Origin of the sequence: Pseudomonas sp. v388 (assembly GCF_003935425.1) — a bacterium.
In the GTDB taxonomy this organism is placed as follows: Bacteria; Pseudomonadota; Gammaproteobacteria; order Pseudomonadales; family Pseudomonadaceae; genus Aquipseudomonas.
This window is the reverse complement of sequence record NZ_RHQN01000009.1, coordinates 20,548-41,323: the sequence shown is the minus strand read 5'-3', so window position 1 is coordinate 41,323 and position 20,776 is coordinate 20,548. Positions and strand designations below refer to the sequence as shown.

General features: G+C 60.4%; 16 protein-coding genes and 1 pseudogene. 8 read left to right on the top strand and 9 right to left on the bottom strand.

The window, feature by feature from the left end; genetic code table 11:
- Window positions 1-154: 154 nt before the first annotated feature.
- From glpE to ltrA, 8 genes and pseudogenes are all read right to left on the bottom strand, one after another.
- Window positions 155-475 carry a thiosulfate sulfurtransferase GlpE gene (glpE, locus tag EGJ27_RS19995; protein WP_125832478.1) on the bottom strand — a complete coding sequence of 107 codons (321 nt, stop codon included), beginning with the start codon at window positions 473-475 and terminating at the stop codon, window positions 155-157.
- A gap of 22 nt (window positions 476-497) precedes the next feature.
- Entirely contained in the window at window positions 498-1,370 is an 873-nt protein-coding gene (locus EGJ27_RS19990; protein WP_125832477.1) for a symmetrical bis(5'-nucleosyl)-tetraphosphatase, read from the bottom strand.
- Window positions 1,370-1,750, bottom strand: coding sequence for a Co2+/Mg2+ efflux protein ApaG (apaG, locus tag EGJ27_RS19985; RefSeq protein ID WP_125832476.1), 381 nt, complete (start codon window positions 1,748-1,750; stop codon window positions 1,370-1,372). The genes EGJ27_RS19990 and apaG overlap by 1 nt, the downstream gene beginning before the upstream one ends.
- A 118-nt stretch (window positions 1,751-1,868) precedes the next feature.
- Complete coding sequence (gene rsmA, locus EGJ27_RS19980) at window positions 1,869-2,675, bottom strand: 16S rRNA (adenine(1518)-N(6)/adenine(1519)-N(6))-dimethyltransferase RsmA (RefSeq protein WP_125832475.1); 807 nt, start codon at window positions 2,673-2,675, stop codon at window positions 1,869-1,871.
- Window positions 2,672-3,661 carry a 4-hydroxythreonine-4-phosphate dehydrogenase PdxA gene (gene pdxA, locus EGJ27_RS19975; RefSeq protein WP_125832474.1) on the bottom strand — a complete coding sequence of 330 codons (990 nt, stop codon included), beginning with the start codon at window positions 3,659-3,661 and terminating at the stop codon, window positions 2,672-2,674. The genes rsmA and pdxA overlap by 4 nt, the downstream gene beginning before the upstream one ends.
- Window positions 3,658-4,980 carry a peptidylprolyl isomerase gene (locus tag EGJ27_RS19970; protein ID WP_177523065.1) on the bottom strand — a complete coding sequence of 441 codons (1,323 nt, stop codon included), beginning with the start codon at window positions 4,978-4,980 and terminating at the stop codon, window positions 3,658-3,660. The genes pdxA and EGJ27_RS19970 overlap by 4 nt, the downstream gene beginning before the upstream one ends.
- Window positions 4,961-7,756, bottom strand: a complete 2,796-nt coding sequence (locus tag EGJ27_RS19965; RefSeq protein ID WP_125832473.1) for an LPS-assembly protein LptD — start codon at window positions 7,754-7,756, stop codon at window positions 4,961-4,963. Before EGJ27_RS19965 ends, EGJ27_RS19970 begins: the two co-directional genes overlap by 20 nt.
- Window positions 7,757-7,898: 142 nt before the next feature.
- Window positions 7,899-9,608, bottom strand: a pseudogene (ltrA, locus tag EGJ27_RS19960) (group II intron reverse transcriptase/maturase).
- Between the two features lie 1,119 nt (window positions 9,609-10,727).
- On the opposite strand from ltrA, the gene EGJ27_RS19955 reads away from it, so the two are divergent.
- From EGJ27_RS19955 to EGJ27_RS19945, 3 genes are read left to right on the top strand one after another with little or no spacing between them, the layout of a single operon-like run.
- Window positions 10,728-11,753 (top strand): aminoglycoside phosphotransferase family protein, encoded by a 1,026-nt coding sequence (locus EGJ27_RS19955; RefSeq protein ID WP_125832472.1) that lies wholly within the window; start codon window positions 10,728-10,730, stop codon window positions 11,751-11,753.
- 53 nt (window positions 11,754-11,806) lie between these two features.
- Window positions 11,807-12,478: an N-acetylmuramate alpha-1-phosphate uridylyltransferase MurU gene (gene murU / locus EGJ27_RS19950; RefSeq protein WP_125832471.1), complete on the top strand. Its 672-nt coding sequence runs from the start codon at window positions 11,807-11,809 to the stop codon at window positions 12,476-12,478.
- Window positions 12,478-13,245 carry a TerB family tellurite resistance protein gene (locus EGJ27_RS19945; RefSeq protein WP_125832470.1) on the top strand — a complete coding sequence of 256 codons (768 nt, stop codon included), beginning with the start codon at window positions 12,478-12,480 and terminating at the stop codon, window positions 13,243-13,245. The genes murU and EGJ27_RS19945 overlap by 1 nt, the downstream gene beginning before the upstream one ends.
- 39 nt (window positions 13,246-13,284) lie before the next feature.
- Here the strand turns inward: EGJ27_RS19945 and EGJ27_RS19940 are convergent, their stop codons facing one another.
- The gene (locus EGJ27_RS19940; protein ID WP_125832469.1) at window positions 13,285-14,259 is read right to left on the bottom strand and encodes an alpha/beta hydrolase family protein; all 975 of its coding nucleotides are present in this window, start codon (window positions 14,257-14,259) and stop codon (window positions 13,285-13,287) included.
- A 110-nt stretch (window positions 14,260-14,369) separates the two neighbouring features.
- Here EGJ27_RS19940 and EGJ27_RS19935 point away from each other — a divergent pair, with 110 nt between their 5' ends.
- The 5 genes from EGJ27_RS19935 to EGJ27_RS19915 all read left to right on the top strand — a co-directional run bounded on the left by EGJ27_RS19935 (window position 14,370) and on the right by EGJ27_RS19915 (window position 20,772).
- The gene (locus EGJ27_RS19935) at window positions 14,370-16,367 is read left to right on the top strand and encodes a histidine kinase (protein WP_125832468.1); all 1,998 of its coding nucleotides are present in this window, start codon (window positions 14,370-14,372) and stop codon (window positions 16,365-16,367) included.
- Complete coding sequence (locus EGJ27_RS19930) at window positions 16,364-16,993, top strand: response regulator transcription factor (protein ID WP_125832467.1); 630 nt, start codon at window positions 16,364-16,366, stop codon at window positions 16,991-16,993. The genes EGJ27_RS19935 and EGJ27_RS19930 overlap by 4 nt, the downstream gene beginning before the upstream one ends.
- 217 nt (window positions 16,994-17,210) lie before the next feature.
- Complete coding sequence (locus EGJ27_RS19925) at window positions 17,211-18,332, top strand: ABC transporter ATP-binding protein (RefSeq protein WP_125832466.1); 1,122 nt, start codon at window positions 17,211-17,213, stop codon at window positions 18,330-18,332.
- A gap of 82 nt (window positions 18,333-18,414) precedes the next feature.
- The gene (locus EGJ27_RS19920; protein ID WP_125832465.1) at window positions 18,415-19,446 is read left to right on the top strand and encodes a polyamine ABC transporter substrate-binding protein; all 1,032 of its coding nucleotides are present in this window, start codon (window positions 18,415-18,417) and stop codon (window positions 19,444-19,446) included.
- Window positions 19,447-19,524: 78 nt separating this feature from the next.
- The gene (locus EGJ27_RS19915) at window positions 19,525-20,772 is read left to right on the top strand and encodes an ABC transporter permease (RefSeq protein ID WP_125832464.1); all 1,248 of its coding nucleotides are present in this window, start codon (window positions 19,525-19,527) and stop codon (window positions 20,770-20,772) included.
- The last annotated feature ends 4 nt before the right edge of the window (window positions 20,773-20,776 follow it).

Sequence of the window (20,776 nt, the reverse complement as noted above, 5' to 3'; positions counted from 1 at the left end):
CCGGCTCTCCCCTGATTACGGATGGCCTGAGGCTAAGGATAGTTCGGTTTCTGAAAGATAAAGGAGGGATGAGCGAGAAGAGACCTCGACCGTTCGTCACTTCGGGCGCAAGCCCGCGTACCACGCGGGATCGAACGCCCGAAAAAAATTTTGCTCAGCCTTGGGCGATTTCGCCGGGGTACGTGGCACGCCAGAGTTCGAAACCGCCGTCCATGCTGTACACGTCCGAGAAACCCTGGCCTGTGAGGTAGGCCGCGGCGCTCTGGCTGGAATTGCCGTGGTAGCAGACGACCACCAGTGGTTTGTCGAGATCGGCGCCGGCGATGAAATCGACCAGCGAGTGATTATCCAGATGCAACGAGTCAGTGATGTGACCGCTTTCGAAAGTCTGCGGATCGCGGATGTCGACCACCACGGCGCCCTGTTCACGCAAGGCGTGGACTTCCTGGGGAGGGATTCGTTTGAATTCGGTCATCAGAGGGACTCCTGAACTGAGACTATCGACCGGCCAGGCTGGCCGGGTTTCTTGGTATGGCACCCGAGGCGGCATTGCCCTGGGCGTCGCAAGTGCACCGGTGGCGTTCCAGGCTGTCCAGATCGAGCAGCGTCAACGCGCCACCCCACACGCAGCCGCTGTCCAGCGCGTAGACGCCGGGTTCTTCGCAGCGTCCCTCCAGGGCCGCCCAGTGTCCAAAGACGATTTTCACGGCTTTGGTCTTGCGGTGTTTGTGGCTGAACCAGGGGGCAAAGCCGGGCGGAGCGGTCTCGACCCCTTCCTTGGCCTTGAGGTCGAGTTTGCCATCACGGTTGCAGAAACGCATGCGCGTGAAATAGTTGGTGATGACCCGCAGTCGCGTCACGCCGCGCAGGTCACTGTTCCACTTGGCCGGTTCGTTGCCGTACATGTCGTTGAGGTACAGCTCGATCAAAGCGTCATCACGCAGCGTTTCTTCGACCTCCTGGGCGTGTTTCAGGGCTTTTTTCAGCGACCATTGAGGCGGAATGCCGGCGTGGACCATGGCCATGTTGCGTTCGGCATCGTAGTGCATGAGCTTTTGCCGACGTAACCAGTCCAGCAGTTGATCGCGGTCCGGCGCCTGGAGGATTTCGTCCAGGGTATCGCCTTTCTTGAGCCGGTCTATCTTGCGCGAGGCGGCAAGCAGGTGCAGATCGTGGTTGCCCAGGACGCACACCACCGAGTCCCGGATGCCGTACAGGTAGCGCAGGGTTTCCAGCGATTGCGGGCCGCGATTGACCAGATCGCCCACCAGCCACAGTTGATCCTTGAGCGGATCGAAGTGGACATGGTCGAGCAGACACTTCAGAGGTTCCAGGCAACCCTGCAGGTCGCCGACTGCATACGCTGCCATCAGTGAAGGGAACCGGGTACGGCCAGGCGGAAGGGCGCGATGACCGCATCGAAACGTTTGCCGTCTTCGGCGAGCATCTGATAGGTGCCCTGCATGTTGCCCACCCTGGTCGTCATCACGGTGCCGCTGCTGTAGGTATGGCTCTGGCCGGCCTGAATCAGTGGTTGCTGGCCTACCACGCCTTCGCCGCGAACTTCCTCGACATGGCCGTCGCCATCGGTGATCACCCAGTGACGAGACAGCAGTTTGGCTGGCAGCTCGCCATTGTTCTGCACGGTGATGGTGTAGGCGAAGGCGAAACGATTCTGCTCGGGCTGCGATTGTTCTGCGAGGAAGCGAGTGACGACGCTGACGTCGATCTGGTAACGGGAATCGGACATGCAGTAGGCCTTGAAAAGCTGTGGCGAAAACAACTGAGGTACGCCTCGGAAAGCTCAGTCTAGGACAAGTCGACGGGTAATGACTAATGGCAAGCCGCCGTCGACTCGTCCTGGGCGCTTATTCGGCGACGGTTTTCTCGCTCAGCGTGTCCGCCAGTCGCACGAATGCAGCCAGATCCAGCTGCTCGGGGCGCAGGCTGCCATCGACACCGGCGGCGGCGATTTCGTCAGCGGTAAGCAACAGCTTCAGAGTATTGCGCAGGGTCTTGCGTCGCTGGTTGAAGGCTTCGCGAACGACACGCTCCAGTACCCGGTGATCCTTGGCCGGGTGCGGCAGCGTTTCGTGCGGCACCAGCCGTACGATGGCTGAATCGACCTTGGGTGGCGGGTTGAAGGCACCTGGCCCTACGTTGAACAAATGCTCCACGCGGCAGTGGTACTGAACCATGATCGACAGGCGACCCCAGTCGCCACCGCCCGGACCTGCGGCAAGACGCTCGACCACTTCCTTTTGCAGCATGAAGTGCATGTCGCGGATCAGGCCGGAGTTCTGCAGCAGGTGGAAGATCAGCGGCGTGGAAATGTTGTAGGGCAGGTTACCGACCACGCGCAAGGTGTGCGGATCGGCACCCAGGGTATTGAAGTCGAATTTCAGCGCATCGCCCTGATGCAGGTTGAAGTTCGCCTTGGTGGCGAACTGGGCGTTGAGGATCGGAATCAGGTCTTTGTCGAGTTCGACCACGTCCAGCCGCGCGCCGCTGTTGAGCAGGCCCTCGGTCAGCGCACCCTGGCCCGGGCCGATTTCCAGCATGCGGTCCTCGGGCTTGGCGCGAATGGCGCGCAGGATCTTGTCGATTACGCCTGCATCGTGCAGGAAGTTTTGCCCGAAGCGCTTGCGCGCCTTGTGCTGGTATTGCTCGGTCATGAATGAGTCTCGGCCATCTGGTAGGCGGTTTGTAAAGCCACGCGCAGGCTGCCGGTGTCGATATTGCCGGTGCCCGCCAGATCCAGCGCAGTGCCGTGATCCACGGATGTGCGCACGATCGGCAGGCCCAGCGTGACGTTGACCGCCGCGCCGAAGCCCTTGTACTTCAGCACAGGTAAACCCTGATCGTGGTACATCGCCAGCACTGCGTCGCAGTGCTCCAGATATTTGGGGGTAAACAGAGTGTCTGCAGGCAGCGGGCCGCGCAGGTCCAGGCCTTCGCCGCGCAGACGCTCCAGGGTAGGTTCGATGATGTCGAGTTCTTCACGGCCCAGATGCCCGCTTTCACCGGCATGAGGGTTCAGGCCGCAGACCAGGATGCGAGGCCGGGCAATGCCGAACTTGTTCATCAGGTCCGCGTGCAGGATGCGTGTCACCCGTTCGAGGCGATCAGGGGTGATGGCATCGGCCACCTCGCGCAAGGGCAGGTGCGTGGTGACCAGCGCGACACGCAAGTCGCCGGTGGCCAGCATCATCACCACCTGTTCGGTGTGGGTCAGCTCGGCGAGAAACTCGGTGTGCCCCGAGAAAGCAATGCCGCCTTCGTTGATCACGCCCTTGTGCACGGGCGCGGTGATCATTCCGGCAAACGATCCGTCCAGACAGCCTTGGGCTGCGCGTGTCAGGGTTTGCAGGACGAAGGCCGCATTGGCCTTGTCCAGCTTGCCGGTCACGACAGGCGCAGCCAGCGGTGTGTCCCACACGTAAAGGCTACCGGCCGGCGCAGGCACGTCCGGAAAGGCATCGTCGGTCACGGTCAGCAGATTGACCGGCACACCCAGCTGCGCGGCCCGCTCAAGGAGCAGGTCGCGACTGGTGATGGCAATCAGGGGGTGTGGCTGAGGATGCTGGGCGAGCAGCAGGCAAAGGTCAGGACCAATGCCGGCCGGCTCGCCGGGTGTCACTGCAAAACGCCTGGACTTCACTGAGCGGCCTGGGCTGCGCCGGGAAGCTTGATCTCGACGTAGGCTTCGTCACGGATCTGACGCAGCCAGGTTTGCAGCTCTTCATCGTACTTGCGGTTGCGCAGCACGCTCAGGGCCTGCTGGTCACGGGCCTGGCTGGTAGCGTCCGTGGCGCGACGGCCCAGGACTTCCAGGACGTGCCAACCGTAAGCGGTCTTGAACGGCTTGGACAAGGCACCTTGAGGTGTCTCGTTCATGACTTCGCGGAACTCCGGTACCAGCGAGTTGGGATCGACCCAGTTCAGGTCGCCGCCGTTGAGTGCCGAACCCGGATCTTCCGAGAAACTCTTGGCCAGCTCGCTGAAGTCTTCGCCGTTCTCGATACGGTCGTAGAGTTTTTGCGCAAGGCGACGGGTTTCTTCTTCGCTGCGGATTTCGCTTGGCTTGATCAGGATGTGACGAACATGGACTTCGTCGCGCATCTGAGCCTGACCCTGGCCGCCGCGTTTTTCCAGCAACTTGAGGATGATGAACCCGCCAGGCGTGCGGGCAGGTGGCGTTACGTCACCCACCGGCATCGAACCAAGCATGTCGCCGAACGGAGGCGGCAACTGGGCCGCTTTACGCCAGCCCATGTCGCCGCCTTCCAGCGCGCTTTCGCTCGCCGATTTGGCAATCGCCATCTGGGCGAAGTCCGCGCCTTTCTTGAGTTGGGCGTAAATGTCCTGGGCCTGACGAGCCGCCGCCTGGATCGCATCCGAAGAAGCGCTGTCAGGCGTGGCGATCATGATACTGGCCAGGTGGAACTCTTCCGACAGCTGAGCCTTGCCCTGGTCGGAAGCCAGAAAGTTCTTCACTTCCTGCTCGGAGACCTGGATACGCTCGGCAACCCGGCGCTGACGCACACGGCTGATGACCATTTCGCGACGAACCTGCTCGCGGGCATCGTTGTACGACACGCCGTCGTGAGCCAGTGCGGCACGGAATTGCTCGACGCTCATGTTGTTGCGCTGGGCGATGGTGCCAATGGCCTGGTTCAGCTCTTCATCCGTGATACGGATGCCGGAGCGCTCGCCCATCTGCAATTGCAGGTTTTCCAGGATCAGGCGATCCAGGACCTGCGCTTGCAGTGCTTCGGCCGGCGGCGTGCCACCGCCACGCTTGGCGATGGTTTGCTGAACCTCACGGACGCGTTGGTCCATCTGGCTCTTCATGATCACGTCGTTATCGACGATGGCCACGACGCTGTCCAGGGGTTGCACCGCTGCATGCACGGCGCCGCTCAGGAGTAACGCGCCCAGCATCAGCGGGCGCAGACAATCAGAAAGCTTGGTCTTCACGTTCACGATAACCTTGGATGCCTTGGTCGAGGAAGCTCTCTACTTTGGCGCCGGTAACGCCGCCGAGTCCCTTCAACACAATTTGTAGGAATATGCCGCGGTCGCCTTTCTCGTTTTCAGGCGCGTCCTGGCTGAACTCGTCGTAGTCAATCCAGTAGCGGTTGATCAGACGCAGTTTCCAGCAGCAGTTGTCGTACTCGAAACCACCAAAGGCTTCGATGGTGCGGTCGCGGTTGTAGTCATACTGCCAGCGGCTGATGAGGCTCCACTGCGGCACGATTGGCCAGATGACCGAGAAATCGTGTTGCTGGATCTTGTAGTAATCCTTCACATAACCCGGCGTACCTGGGGTGCCGTAGTCACCGCCGCCAACGGTCCAGCGACCGGTAGTCTGGTCGTAACGGACCTGGTCGTTACGATAGCGATAGCCGGCGTTGATGATCTTGCCCGGGTTGTCCTCAGGCTGGTAATTGAACATCGCGCTGCCCGAACGGGTGCTGTGGCTGTCCGGATCCCAGTTGAAATCGGAGTTGAAGCGCCAGTCGCGGTTGAAGCGATATTCGTATTCCAGTGCGTATGGCGAGACGTTGGCTTGGGCGTCGTCACGGTCGGCAAACGTAATCCCTGGCAACTGCACCTTACGATCTGCGAAATAAATCGCCTGACCAATGCTGAAGCGTTGACGCTCGAAGCCATTTTCTTCGATCCAGCGATTAGTGATGCCGAGCGACAGTTTGTTCTCGTCGCCAATGCGGTCGGAACCGCTGAAACGGTTGTCGCGAAACAGCGACGAGTAGTTGAAGGTGGTCTCGCCAGTATCGAATGACGGAATGTCATCCTGATCCTTCTCGGGAACATAGAGATAGAACAGGCGCGGTTCCAGGGTCTGCCGATAGTTTTTGCCGAACAACTGCGTATTGCGGTCGAAGTACAGGCCGCTGTCGACGCTGAAGATCGGGATGCTGCGATTTACGCTGCTATCGAAGCGATCACCAGCTTCAGTCTTGCCTTTGCCATCAAGGTCAAGATCATATTGCGTGTACACATATTTCAGCTTGGGGGTGAGAAAGCCATAGCTCCAGTTCATCGGCAAGCTGACGGACGGTGCCAGGTTCAGACGGGTGCCGTTGGCACGGTCTAGCCCGGTAATATTCTCATCAAGCCTTCGCTCACCCACTGTTCCGTCGGCATTGATCGGGCCACCGTCTTCATTGAGGTATCTTCCAGATCTCAGATCACGCTCAAAGCGCACCAGCTCGGTCTGATAGTCGAACCGCAGGCCGCTTGGGTTGAATGGCAGCGTACCGTTGAGCGCAAGCTGCGGCATACGGTCGTACGGGGTGATCCGGGTGACGGTCGCCAGTTTGTATGACTGGGCATTCAGCAGGGCAGAGTAGCTGTCACCGCGATAGGTGAGAGACCCCTGCTGGTTGACGAAATCAGTACCGGTTACGCCGATCTGCTCGCTTTCCAGGTCCTGGAAGTAGTACGGGTCGCTGATGTCGGTGTAGTCGACCTGCGTCAGCCAACGCGAATCCAGACCGCCCTTGTGCTGCCAGTTGAGCATCCAACGGGTCTTTTCATAGTCGGACTGCTGCTTGCGCTCGTCTTCCTCGTCATTGAGGTACGCGCCACCCACCTGACCTTCACTGCTCTTGGTCAGATAGCGGAATTCGCCTTCCATCATCATGCCGCGCTTGGCCATGTAGCGCGGGTACAACGTGGCGTCATAGTTCGGCGCCAGGTTGAAGTAGTAAGGCGTGAGCAACGACAGGCCGGTGTCGGTACTGGTCGAGATGGACGGCGGCAGGAAACCGGACTGACGACGGTCGTCGATCGGGAAGTAGATATACGGCGTGTAGAACACCGGTATGTCCTTGACCCGAAGGGTGACGTTGGTCGCGGTACCGAAGCCGGTGGCCGGGTTCAGCGTGATGTTGTTGCCCTTCAGCGTCCAGGCGTTGCTGCCCGGTTCGCACGAGGTATACGTACCATCCTTGAGGCGGATGATCGCGTTCTCGGCACGCTTGGCGTACAGCGCGTTACCGCGGATGTTCGACTTGTGCAGGACGTATTCGGCGTTGTCGACCCGGGCTTCACCGGTATCGAGCTGCAGTTCGGCCTTGTCGCCGACGATCAGGGCGCCGTTGTCGCGCAGACGGACATCGCCGTTCAGCTCGCCACGGTTCTCGGCCTGATGCAGGGCGGCTTCCTGGGCCTGGACCTGCATGCTGCCCTGACGCAGGACCACGTCGCCGGCAAGGGTAGCCACCTGGGCTTCCTGCTCGTAACGCGAGGCTTTGGCGCCGACGAACAGCGGCGCCTCGTCCATCGGGGTCTTGTCGTCCATGCCGGGCCGGACGGGCTCGACATAGGCACCCGAGCAATAAGGACCGGTTTCGGCCAATTGCGCAGGCGTGAGGTTTTCACGAGGAACCCAGTCAAGGTGGCTGTAGTCAGCACTACGCGACTTCAGGCCTTTGCCTTTGGCTTCGGTGACCAGTTGGGTCGTGGCCACAGGTTCGCCGGCCGAAACGCCTTCCGAAACCACGGTGCCATTCGAACTGACCGACGTCGCGCTGTGCACGGGACGCGGTGGCAGCTCGGCAGCAGCGCTGGCCTTCGGTGCACAATTCCAGGCTCCCGAAGCAGAGACTGAGCAGTCATACTGTTCCGCAGCAACCGCGAACTGAGTGGCTAGAGGTTGCATCGCCAGCAAACTGCCGGTTACGAGCAACGGAAATTTTTTACGAAACGCGGGGGATTTCAATGCCATCTTATTAGTCCGGGCTTCCTGCGCGCCATAAGCCCGGTGGGGGCCGCACGCCTCTCGATGGGCTGAAAAGTCGGGTAGGGACAGACCATTGCTGGCCCATCCCCCCCTAAGAACCGTACGTGCGCCTTTCAGCGCATACGGCTCAAGTCTCTACAAAACCCCGATGTATTGGGGCCGGTTTGGTCACTGTTAATGCACGAGCATGGAGCTGCTGGTGACAAATGGGATGCAATAGTACCCGGTTGTCCAGAGAGTCTCTACCGCCTTGTGAACGATAAATGATGTGGTGGTCATGCCACCCGGTCTCTCTAGTAATGGGGTTTGCGCATAGTTGACACAGTCCTTTTTGGGAGGTGTACAGGTTCAAGACCTGCTTGCGGTACCTGAGCTTTTTCAGCATTCGGTCCGTTCGCAGCTTTTCACCTATAGCTTCCATTGAGGGATCATAGGGGTTGTAGCACCCGCTGATCTTCCTGTGCCGCTCAATCGGCGTCGCCTCAAGGGCATAAAGCCTGATCGTCCGTTTGTCCCCAACCTCGTCCATGATCGACGTGCAGAAAACCGAGTTTCGATTGTCGACGGGGCGGAAATATTTCATTCCTATCCAGTCGAGGCTCTTGTTCGGATGCCTGCGCCGTGCCCAACGCCATAAAGCTCGGTAGATCTGATCATCCATGCGGCTGTACGCCTTCTTGGCTACTACAGGTTGGTGATACAACGCCCAGCCCCGCAGTATCGGGTTAAGCACTCGGATCAGATCCTCCTGCTTCGCCGCTTTGTGTGTACTGATCACCTCCTTTACCTTGCGGTAGAACGTTTTCACGTTTTTCCCGCTCGGTTTGATCAGAAGCTTCCCTTTGTACTTGCGGAAGTTCCAGCCAAGGAAGTCGAAGCCTTCTTCGATGTGCACGATTTGTGTTTTCTCGGGTGACAACTGCAATCCCCGCGTTGCGAGGAACTGTTCTACCCAAGGCTTGACCAAGTTCATCAACACCTCTTGCGAGTCGCCGGTAATCACAAAGTCATCCGCATATCGCACCACATTGATTTTCAGCTTTTTGGCTTTCGCCACACCGAGATGTTACTTGAGGCGTGATTCCAGCCCGTCCAGCACCATATTTGCCAAGGTCGGCGAGATAATCCCGCCTTGTGGCGTACCGGCATTCGTTGCCGTTAGCTGGCCTCTATGAATCACGCCAGCTTTCAACCACTTCCTCAAGACTTCCTTGTCCGTCGGCACATTGGCAATAAGCCAATCGTGGTTGATATGGTCGAAGCACCCTTGTATGTCCGCCTCCAGAATCCATTGGGCCGAAGCCTTTTTGGACAAGGAAATGAACAACTGCCCCATCGCATCCGCCGTGGATCGTTCGATCCTGAAGCCGTAGCTGTTCGGATCGCCGGTGGACTCTGCGATGGGCGAAAGGGCCAGCAAATACAGCGCTTGCATGGCTCTGTCGGTCATGGTGGGGATGCCCAGAGGGCGTTCCTTGCCATTGGCCTTCGGGATAAACACACGCCGTAGAGGCCGTGGTCTATACCCGTGGCGCTTCAAACCGTTTGCCGCTTTCCATTTAGCGTTGGGTGTATCCCAGAGTTCACGATCGACTCCCGTCGTGCGTTTGCCCTGGTTTTCAGTAACTCTCCGCACAGCCAAAAATTTGGCCGAGGTGGAGCGGGTCAGCATCCGTTGCAAGGCTTTCACCCTGCGCCATTTGCCCTCCCGACAAGCCTTCGCAATTCGCACCTGCATTTCCCGAACGTTCCGCTGGACGCGACACCAATCGATGTCGTGCCATTGTTGCGGCCCGCTGGAAAGCGCAGACACAGCCTGATGGCAATGTTCTTCCATGCTGCTTTCCTCTCAAGTTGCCCCGAGCAGAAGACGCACGTCTCCCTGACGGGAGAGTGCGTTCCCGCCAAGGGTAGAAAAGATGAAATTCGAATCTCCGAATTTCGATGTTGAGACAGGTCGCTCAAGGTTCATGCGACGCGAGACCACGCAGAAGTCTGCCCGGTTTCCCGTGGGATGATGTTCCAATCCCTATCCACTCCATTACAGAGTGGCGTTCGCTTTTTCTGCGATCCCATACCCGCACTGCCAACAGTTCGCCTTACGGCTAACCTGCCACTAGGGCGGCAATACGGGCTTACCACGTTCCCTGACTGTCACACGGTTGGTTTAGGGCCTACCTTTTCACCGGGGGCTTGATGACGACGTATTCCCAAATCCCACAGGAATAACCCGCCCCATACCTTTTGGTTCATGCCTGACAGCAGTTTAGGCATGGTCATCCTTACGGTGTTTATCAGCAGTTCACTTTCGTTGCCCATGCCAGCCAGCCTAGCGCCTCAACCCGGTACTGCTCCGAGCATCTGTGGTCTGCCTCACGACAGAACCACACCCATTGAGGGGGCTACATTGTTGGAAGAGCTTCACACCTCACCGTTACCAGTGACGCATGTCTTCCTAGGCTACCGTTGGTCGTACAACGAGTCCGCTCCCGCCTTATTCAAGGTGGTTGGACAATGACAGACAGAGCTTTCGCTCGAGTCTCCAAGGTGATGTGAGGCAAGGACTGTCATGACAGCTTGCTCGATGAATATCCCTCCTGTTTTTGAAGCAGGAGGAACCCCTGCGGGGATTCTTCCCGCGTGGGTATGCCGGTTAGGGCTGAGATTAATGTGTACTCCTGAGTCTGGAGAACCAGACTTGAACCGCGCTGCCGAGTACTTCAGCGGTTTTGGGGGTACGCTATACGCCGCAGCGTACGAAGCCCTTGAAAGCGATAGGCTCCATGGGGACGCTTTGGTTCATGGGGTTGGCTACCCAAGCTCTTGGTCTCATTGAAGAAACCCTTCAAGATGGCGCTACACCTCGAAGTATGGAGACACGCCACGCGTGTCGCACAAGATTCCGGATGATAAAGCATGACCCGCTTGACGGCTAGCGCCGTCGGAGACCCTTGTAATGCCAGATCAAGATATACGCCTGCAATCCCTGAAAGTTTGGCTCGATGAGCAGTTGCCAGCACTGTTCGCGGCCAAGAATTGGGGCGCCGTTCCCCCGGCCACATTGACCGGGGCCAGTAGTGACGCGAGTTTCCGCCGGTATTTCCGCTGGGAGGGCGGCGGACGAACTTTTATTGTCATGGATGCACCGCCCCCCCAGGAAAACTGCAAGCCGTTCGTGGATATCGCTCATTTATTGAGCAAGTCGGGCGCCAATGTGCCGTTGATATATGCCCAGGACCTGGCGCAAGGTTTCCTGTTGCTCAACGATCTGGGACGCCAGACTTATCTGGATGTGATTGATGCCGATAACGCCGACAGGCTGTTTGGCGATGCAATCGACACCTTGTTGGCGATCCAGCAGTTGCCGATGGATGCGCCGCTGCCCAGCTACGATGTAGCGCTGCTGCGCCGCGAGCTGGAGCTGTTTCCCCAGTGGTACGTCAAGCGTCATCTGGGCGTTGAGCTGGACGCCGAACAGCTGGCTGTCTGGCAGCGGGTCAGCGATCTGTTGATCGAAAGCGCTTTGGCGCAGCCCAAGGTGCTGGTGCATCGCGACTATATGCCGCGCAACCTGATGCTCAGCGAGCCCAATCCCGGTGTGCTGGACTTTCAGGATGCTGTCTACGGTCCGGTCACCTATGACATCACCTGCCTGTTCAAGGACGCATTCCTCAGCTGGCCGCAAGAGCAGGTCAGCGAGTGGCTGAAGCTGTACTGGGACAAGGCACGCGGGTTGGGTATCGCGGTGCAGGAAGATTTCCCCAGCTTCGAGCGTGCCAGTGACCTGATGGGTGTGCAGCGCCACTTGAAGGTCATCGGGATCTTTGCCCGCATCTGCCACCGCGACGGCAAGCCGCGCTATCTGGAGGATGTACCGCGTTTCTTCTCCTATATAGAAGCGGTGCTGTCGCGTCGTCCCGAACTGGCTGAGCTGGGGCAGTTGCTGACCAGTCTGCAGCAGCCTGCGCAAGCCCCGGCTTGAATACGAGGGTCCGTCATGTTGCTGAACACGCGAATTGTCTGGAAGAGGCCTGAATGAAAGCGATGATTCTCGCCGCCGGTAAAGGCGAGCGGATGCGGCCGTTGACCCTGCACACACCGAAACCCTTGGTGCGTGCAGGCGGGGTGCCGTTGATCGAGTATCACCTGAGCGCACTACGTCGCGCCGGGTTCGAACAGGTGGTCATCAACCACGCCTGGCTAGGCCAGCAGATCGAGGACCACCTGGGCGACGGCCAGCGCTTTGGCCTGCAGATCCGCTACTCGCCTGAAGGTGAACCGCTGGAGACCGGAGGCGGCATCTACCGCGCCTTGCCGCTGTTGGGTGATGAGCCGTTCCTGGTGGTCAACGGCGATGTCTGGACCGATTACGACTTTGCTCAATTGCACAGACCCTTCGCCGGACTGGCCCATCTGGTGATGATCGATAACCCGGCGCATAACCCCGCCGGGGATTTCTCCCTGGTCGACGGGCAGGTGCGCGAGGCCGCTGCGGACGAACCACGCCTGACCTACAGCGGCATTGCACTCCTGAGTCCGCGGCTGTTCGCGGCCAGCGCAGACGGCGCTTTCAAGCTGGCGCCTCTGTTGCGTGAGGCGATGCAGCAAGGGCAGGTGAGCGGCGAGCACTTCAAGGGACGCTGGATCGATGTCGGCACCCATGAGCGGCTGGCGGAAGTCGAACGCACTCTGACGGAGATCAACTGATGCTCTGGCCTGGCACGCTGCTTGGCGCAGGGGTCGGTTATGCGATCGCCAGCATACCCGGTGCGCTGCTGGGTGCCTTGCTCGGGCAGGCCGTGGATCGTCGTCTGCAACTGCATAGCTGGGCGCATCTGCGGGAGCGGCTGGGAGGCAGGCCGGCGATCCATGAGGACGAACTGTTGTTCGTGCTGTTGGGGCGTCTGGCCAAGAGTGGCGGGCGAGTCGTAGCCAGTCACATCAATCAGGCGCGGGTGGAAATGCGCAGTCTGAACCTCGATGAAGCGGCGCAGCGGCGAGCGATCCTGGCGTTCTATCGCGGTCGGGACGGCAGCGACGGCCTGCGTGGCTACTTGCGCCGCCTGCGCGGCCAGCCTGCGGTGGCGGAAAGTCTGCTGCATGCCTGCTGGCGCATGGCGTGGGCCGACGGCAAGGCAAGCCGCCACGAGCGTGACCTGATTGGTGTGTGGGGCATGTGGCTGGGCTGGACGGACGTGCGCGTCGAGGCACTGGCGACCGAATATGATCCGATGAGGCGTCCGAAGGTCGTCACCAGTGGCGATGAATACAACGGCGCCCTGAAGCTGCTGGGTGTCCAGGCCGATTCAGACCCGGTGAGCATCAAGCGCGCCTATCGCCGGCTGCTCAGTCGGCATCATCCGGACAAGGTCGCCGGCGCCGGCGCCAACTCGCTTCAGGTACGTGCCGCCACCGAAAAAACCAGCCAGTTGCACAGCGCTTATCGCGTGATCAAGGCGCGGCGCGGGTTTTAGAGGAGGCCCAACCGGCCTCCACTCGCATCGGCTCATCCGTTACTTCGCTTCGACCCAGCCACGAACCCGGCGGAACAACTGCTCCTGTTCGGCCTCGGTGTTGCCGGCGATGTCCATCAAGCCGATCTGGGTGAATCCCGGTCCCTTGGCGCGTTTGCTGGCCTGCAAACGGTCGGTGGCCGCCCGCTGGGTCTGATTCTTGTAGATGAAGTCTGCGGTCTTCATCTTCAGGGTCGGGACCATATCCAGCAGCGAAGGCGTGGCATCGACAGGCTCGCGCGCGGCGATCATGGCGAACCTCTGCACCGCCGGCGGCTGGCGCTCGCTCAGGTAGCGGGCGGCCCAATACGCGCCACTGCTGTGTCCCAGCAGCACGATGCTGGACGCCTTGTTCTGCTGGGCGAAAGCAACGGCGCTGTCGATGCGGGCAAAGACACGCTCGGCTTCGGCCTTGGCGCGTTCCTCATCGGCAGCCGCCCTGGCGGTATCGGCGGCGGCCTGTGCATCGACGCTCGTGGCCGCTTCGCTGGCCGCCGCATCGGTCGGCTGCTCCTTGGCCGCTTCGGGTTTGACGTCGGCGGGAGTTGCGTCAGGCTCGCGAGGCATCAGGGCCGGGTCCTGCACGTCAGGCAACGAAAAGCTCAATGTGGCCCAGCCGACATCGGGAAACTTGCGCCGCAGAGGGCCGATGGTGTCGGGCCAGTCAGGTGATTCGCCGGCGCCAGGGAGCAAGATGACCGCCCCTTTGGGGTCGCCACTGTTGGCAGGTTTCCACAGCGCCAGAAAGCTTTCCTCCCCGGCCTGGAGTTGTTGCAGGTCCTGGCGGGGCAACTGCCGCTCAAGGGCTATGGCGTCTTCCTGAGCACGGGTCGGCAACGGCGCTCGCTCGACCGGTGCCTGTTCGGCGGCGGCCGGCTCCTTGGGGGCTGGGTCCGCTGCCATGGCCGGCAGCGCGCAAGGTACTATCAATGACAAAAGCAACGCAGGAAACGTTGCGCGAAGGGTAGGGGACATCGGATATTCCAGGCCAGAAACTATCCCGGCAGCGTAAAGCGTTGATCGGTATTTGTCAGGCCCGGGCAAGGGCTGTGCTCAACCTGCATTCACACGAGAGCGACACATTGATGACTCGTTTTATCGGCTGCGTGGCTGTGCTCTTGATGGTGCTGGCGGCAACCGTGCGCGCGGACGAACCCATGCCGGCTCCGTCGGCCGAGCTGAGCCAGGCGCAGCGCGGCTGGCTGGACGCCCACGGGCCATTGCGGGTCGGCCTGGTCATGCGCTCGCCCTATGCGCAGTTCGATCAACGCCTGCAACAACTGTCGGGTGCCAATGTCGACCTGATGAATGTCTTCGCCGCCACGCTCGGGGTCGAGCTGCTGTGGCGAAACTTTCCCGATCAGGCGGCACTGGAACAGGCGCTGGCCCGAGGGGAAGTAGACCTGGCGCCGGGCCTGATGCAGACCCCGGCCAGCCTGCGGCTCTGGCTGTTTTCCGATCCGTACTTGCGGGTGTCGCAACTGCTGGTCGGCGAACGTGGAGCGGGTGCCGCGGTGGATCTGGAAAGCCTCGACAGCCGTTCCCGCGTCGCAGTGCGCATGCCAGGCCCCACCGCCGATTATCTGCGCAGCAACTACCCGCAGCTGAACCTGCAAGGCGTGCCGCTGGAGCGACAGGCGCTGCAATTGTTGCTCAGCCAGCAGGCGCGTTATGCGGTGGTGGATGAAGCCCAGCTCAGCCGTCTGTTGCGCGAACCCGAATTCGCCGCACTGGCCGTGGTAGGTGATATCGGGCTGCCACAGTTACTGCGCATCGGCTCGCGACGCGATGCGCCCGAACTGGCGGGCATCGTCGCCGCGGCCTTGCGGGCCATTCCCGCCAGGGAGCTGGATCAGCTGCACACGCGCTGGATGCCTCTGCAGTCCACGCACCTCAGCGAGTCGCCGGGGCTGTGGCAAAACCTTTGTCTGTTGCTGCTGGTGATGTTACTCGGGTGCCTGGCCATCGTTATCTGGCAACGGCGTCAGCAACAGGCGCTTGAGCAGGAATTGCTCACGGCGCGGGAAGACATCACTCGACGCGTGGAGGGTGAGGAAGCCCTGCGGCTGGCGCAGTTTTCCATCGACCAGAGCACGGTGGGCATCCTGTGGGTCAACTGGGACAGCCGCGTGCGCTACGCCAACCGCGCTGCCGAAACCATGCTGGGTTATCCGCCGGGCAAGGTGGTCGACCGCCCGGTGATCGATTTCGAACCAGGGCTGCACATGGACCGTTGGTTGAATCTGTGGATGAACGCCCGCTCCAGCGAGGACACCCCGCAAGCATTCGAAACCCTGTGCTTGCGGGCCGATGGCAGCCTGTTACCGGTCGATGCATCTCTGAGCTTCCTGCGCTTTCGCGATGCGGAGTACCTGGTGGTGTTTCTCACCGACGTCAGTGATCGGCGGCGGGCGCATGATCAATTGCGCGAGCTGTCGGCTCACCTGGAAAGCGTTCGGGAAGAGGAAAAAGCGCGAATAGCGCGTGAGGTGCACGATGAACTCGGCCAGATGCTGACCGTACTGAAGATGGAAACGTCCATGTGTGAACTGGCCTATGCCGATCTGGACCCGGGCCTGGCGGATCGGCTGAACAGCATGAAACGCCTGATTGCGCAGCTGTTCCAGTTGGTCCGCGATGTGGCCACCGCGCTGCGCCCGCCGATTCTGGACGCCGGGATTGCGTCGGCCATTGAATGGCAGGCGCGGCGTTTCGAGGCGCGCACGCAGATTCCTTGCCTGGTGGATATTCCGGAAAACCTGCCGCTGCTCAGCGATGCCGGCGCCACCGGGTTGTTCCGGGTTCTTCAGGAAGCACTGACCAATGTCATCCGACACGCCCAGGCGCACACTGTGGAAGTCAGCCTTACGCTGGAGGATGGCGTGATGTGCATGACCGTTGTCGATGATGGCCTGGGTTTCGCCATGCAGCCGGGCAGGGCGGTGTCGTTCGGACTGGTCGGGATGCGCGAGCGCATGCTGATGCTGGGCGGGCGTCTGGAGCTGGACAGCGAGGTGGGTGAAGGCACAACCTTGCGCGCCTACATTCCGTTGGGCCGCGTCGCACAGGAGCGAGCAAAGTGATTCGTGTATTGGTAGCCGAAGATCACACCATCGTGCGGGAAGGGATCAAGCAACTGATCGGCCTGGCCAAGGACCTGCAAGTGGTCGGCGAGGCCGGTAACGGCGAGCAGCTGCTTGAAACCCTGCGCCAGGTTCCTTGTGAAGTGGTGCTGCTGGATATTTCCATGCCCGGCATGAACGGCCTCGAAGCGATCCCCAGGATTCGGGCAATGAGCAACCCGCCGGCGATTCTGGTGTTGTCGATGCATGACGAAGCGCAGATGGCGGCGCGTGCCCTGAAGGTCGGAGCGGCAGGCTACGCCACCAAAGACAGCGACCCTGCTCTGTTGCTGACCGCAATTCGTCGGGTCGCGGCGGGCGGACGCTACATCGACCCGGAACTGGCGGACCGAATGGTTTTCGAGGTCGGCCTGACCGACAACCGGCCGTTGCATGCATCGCTGTCCGAGCGGGAGTTTTCGGTGTTCGAACGTCTGGCCCAGGGCGCCAACGTCAACGACATCGCCCAGCAACTGGCGCTCAGCAGCAAGACCATCAGCACCCACAAAGCGCGTTTGATGCAGAAGCTCAACGTCACTTCGCTGGCGGACCTGGTGAAATATGCGATGGAGCACAAGCTGCTCTGAGCCTGAAAACGACATGTTCAGGTGTAGGCGGATGGGGCGGCGCTCCGCTCCTACAAGGCGCTCAGAATTCCACATGCCAAATCCCGCCACCTCTGTAGGGCAATCCCTACCCGCAGCCTTCCGCCACGCTGAGGTGAATCTCTCGCAGCCCCCGATTTGCGGGGCCTGCGGCTTGTTCTAGTCTTCAATCCACGCAGACATGACATAGGTGTGGGTAATGAGCGACGTCGATACAAGCGCTGGGGCGAGTGATGTTCTGGTCAGCTTTCGTGGTGTGCAAAAGAGCTACGACGGCGAAGTTCTGATCGTCAAAGACCTGAACCTGGATATCCGCAAAGGCGAGTTCCTGACCTTGCTCGGCCCGTCCGGCTCCGGCAAGACCACCAGCCTGATGATGCTGGCCGGCTTCGAAACGCCCACCGCCGGGGAAATCCTGCTCGGCGGCCGCGCCATCAACAATGTGCCGCCGCACAAGCGCGACATCGGCATGGTGTTCCAGAACTACGCTTTGTTTCCGCACATGACGGTCGCCGAGAACCTGGCGTTCCCGCTGTCGGTGCGCGGCATGAGCAAAACCGACGTCGGCGAGAAGGTCAAGCGCGCTTTGGGCATGGTCCAGCTGGACGCATTTGCCCATCGTTACCCGGCGCAGTTGTCCGGCGGCCAGCAGCAGCGGGTGGCACTGGCCCGCGCGTTGGTGTTCGAGCCGCAACTGGTGCTGATGGACGAACCTCTCGGCGCGCTGGACAAGCAATTGCGTGAGCATATGCAGATGGAGATCAAGCATCTGCATCAGCGCCTCGGCGTAACGGTGGTCTATGTGACCCATGACCAGGGCGAAGCCTTGACCATGTCCGATCGGGTGGCAGTATTCCATCAAGGCGAAATCCAGCAAATCGCCGACCCGCGCAGCCTGTATGAGGAACCGAAGAACACTTTTGTCGCCAACTTTATCGGCGAGAACAACCGGCTCAACGGCCGCCTGGTCAGCCATGACGGTGACCGTTGCGTCGTCGAGCTTGAGCGCGGCGAGAAAGTCCAGGCGCTGGCGGTCAACGTCGGCCAGACCGGCGGGCCGGTCACCCTGTCGATCCGGCCCGAGCGCATCAGCCTCAATGGTCGTAGCGAGACCTGCGCCAACCGCTTCTCGGGCCGTGTGGCTGAATTCATCTACCTGGGCGACCACGTTCGTGTGCGCCTGGAAGTGGCAGGCAAATCCGACTTTTTCGTCAAACAGCCCATTGCCGAACTCGACACTGCGCTGAGCGTTGGCGATGTCGTGCCCATCGGATGGCAAGTCGAGCACGTGCGCGCCCTCGACCCGTTGCAAGTGCATTGATCTACCGACAAAAGCAATAACAGAGGCGAGCGAATCGCCCATTCCAATCGCTTACCAACACTGCTCGTGGAGAAAAGAACAAATGCTGAAATCATTGAAGTTCACCGCCATCACGTTGGGCATGATCTGCGCCGGGCAAGCCATGGCTGCGGATCTGACGGTCATTTCCTTTGGCGGTGCCAACAAGGCGGCCCAGGAGAAAGCGTTCTACGCGCCGTGGGAAAAGGCGGGTAACGGCAAGATCATCGCCGGCGAATACAACGGTGAAATGGCCAAGGTCAAAACCATGGTCGACACCAAGAGCGTGTCGTGGGATCTGGTAGAAGTCGAATCCCCTGAACTGGCCCGTGGTTGCGACGAGGACATGTTCGAAGAACTGGACCCAGCCATTCTGGGCAATGCAGCCGACTACGTGCCGGGCGCAATCAGCACCTGCGGCGCGGGCTTCTTTGTGTGGTCCACCGTTCTGGCCTACAACGCCGACAAGGTGGCCAGCGCGCCGACAGGCTGGGTCGATTTCTGGGACACCAAGAAATTCCCCGGCAAGCGCGGCCTGCGCAAAGGCGCCAAATACACCCTGGAATTCGCGCTGATGGCCGACGGCGTTGCGCCGAAGGACGTCTACAAGGTGCTGGCCAGCAAAGACGGCCAGGACCGCGCGTTCAAGAAACTCGACGAACTCAAACCGAGCATTCAATGGTGGGAAGCCGGCGCTCAGCCGCCACAGTATCTGGCCTCCGGTGACGTGGTGATGAGTTCGGCCTACAACGGCCGCATTGCCGCGGTACAGAAAGAGAGCAACCTCAAGGTGGTGTGGACCGGCGGCGTCTACGACTTCGATGCATGGGCCATTCCAAAGGGCTCGAAAAACGCCGAAGCAGCCAAGAAGTTCATCGCCTACAGCCTCAGCCCCGAGCAGCAGAAGACCTATTCCCAGAACATCGCCTACGGTCCGGCCAATACCCAGGCGGTAAAACTGCTGGACAAGGAAACCCTGCAGAACATGCCGACCACGCCTGAAAACATCAAGGATCAGGTGCAGATGGACGTCGCCTTCTGGACCGATAACGGCGAGTCGCTGGAACAGCGCTTCACCTCTTGGGCGGCCAAGTAAGCGCATCGAGCCAAGTGACATACGGACGCGCTCGACGTTGTGCGGGTGCGTCCCTGATTAAAGATTCTGGAGTTCGCTATGGTCACCGCCGTGCCGCTTAATGAAGGCGCCAGCCCCAACCTCAAACAGCGTCTTGCCCGTGCCGAGCGGGTCAACCGCTGGAAGGCGCAGGCGTTGATCGCACCCTTGGTCATCTTCCTGCTGCTGGTTTTTCTGGTACCCATCGCGGCCTTGCTCTACAAGAGCGTCGATAGTCCTGAAGTGGTCGCGGCACTGCCGAACACGGTGACTGAAGTCCAGAAGTGGGACGGAAAAGGCCTGCCGCCGGAGTCGGTGTATAAGAGCCTGACCCTGGAGTTGGCCGAGACTCGCAAGAATTCCACGCTGGGAGAACTCTCCAAGCGCCTGAACATGGAGCTGGCCGGTTACCGCAGCCTGCTGAGCAAAACGGCGCGAGCGCTGCCGTTCAAAACCGAACCTGCTTCCTACAAGGACGCACTGGAAACCCTGGACGAGCGTTGGGGCGACCCGGCGTATTGGCAGGTGATCCGTCGCAATACCAGTAGCGTCACCCCGTATTACCTGCTGGCCGCCCTCGACCATCGCATCGATGACCTCGGTGAGCTGGCGCCCGCGACGGCCGATCAGGCCATCTATCTGGACATTTTCGCCCGCACGTTCTGGATGGGGCTGGTGATCACCGCCATCTGTCTGGTGCTGGCGTATCCGCTGGCGTACTTACTGGCGAGCCTGCCGACGCGGCAGAGCAACCTGTTGATGATTCTAGTGCTGCTGCCGTTCTGGACCTCGATTCTGGTACGGGTTGCGGCCTGGATCGTGTTGCTGCAATCGAGCGGGCTGATCAATAGCGCGCTGCTGGCCATCGGCATCATCGACAAGCCGCTGGAACTGGTCTTCAACCGGGTCGGCGTCTATATCTCGATGGTGCACATCATGCTGCCGTTCATGATTCTGCCGATCTACAGCGTGATGAAGAACATTTCGCCCACCTACATGCGGGCCGCCATTTCCCTGGGCTGCCATCCGTTCGCCAGTTTCTGGCGGGTGTACTTCCCGCAGACCTACGCGGGGATCGGCGCCGGGTGCCTGTTGGTGTTCATTCTGTCCATCGGCTACTACATCACGCCGGCATTACTCGGCAGCCCGAACGATCAGATGGTCAGCTATTTTGTGGCCTTCTATACCAATACCAGCATCAACTGGGGCATGGCGACAGCGTTGGGCGGCTTGTTGTTGCTGGCAACCGTCGTGCTGTATCTGATCTATAGCTGGCTGGTCGGCGCCAGCCGCCTGCGTCTGAGCTGAGGAA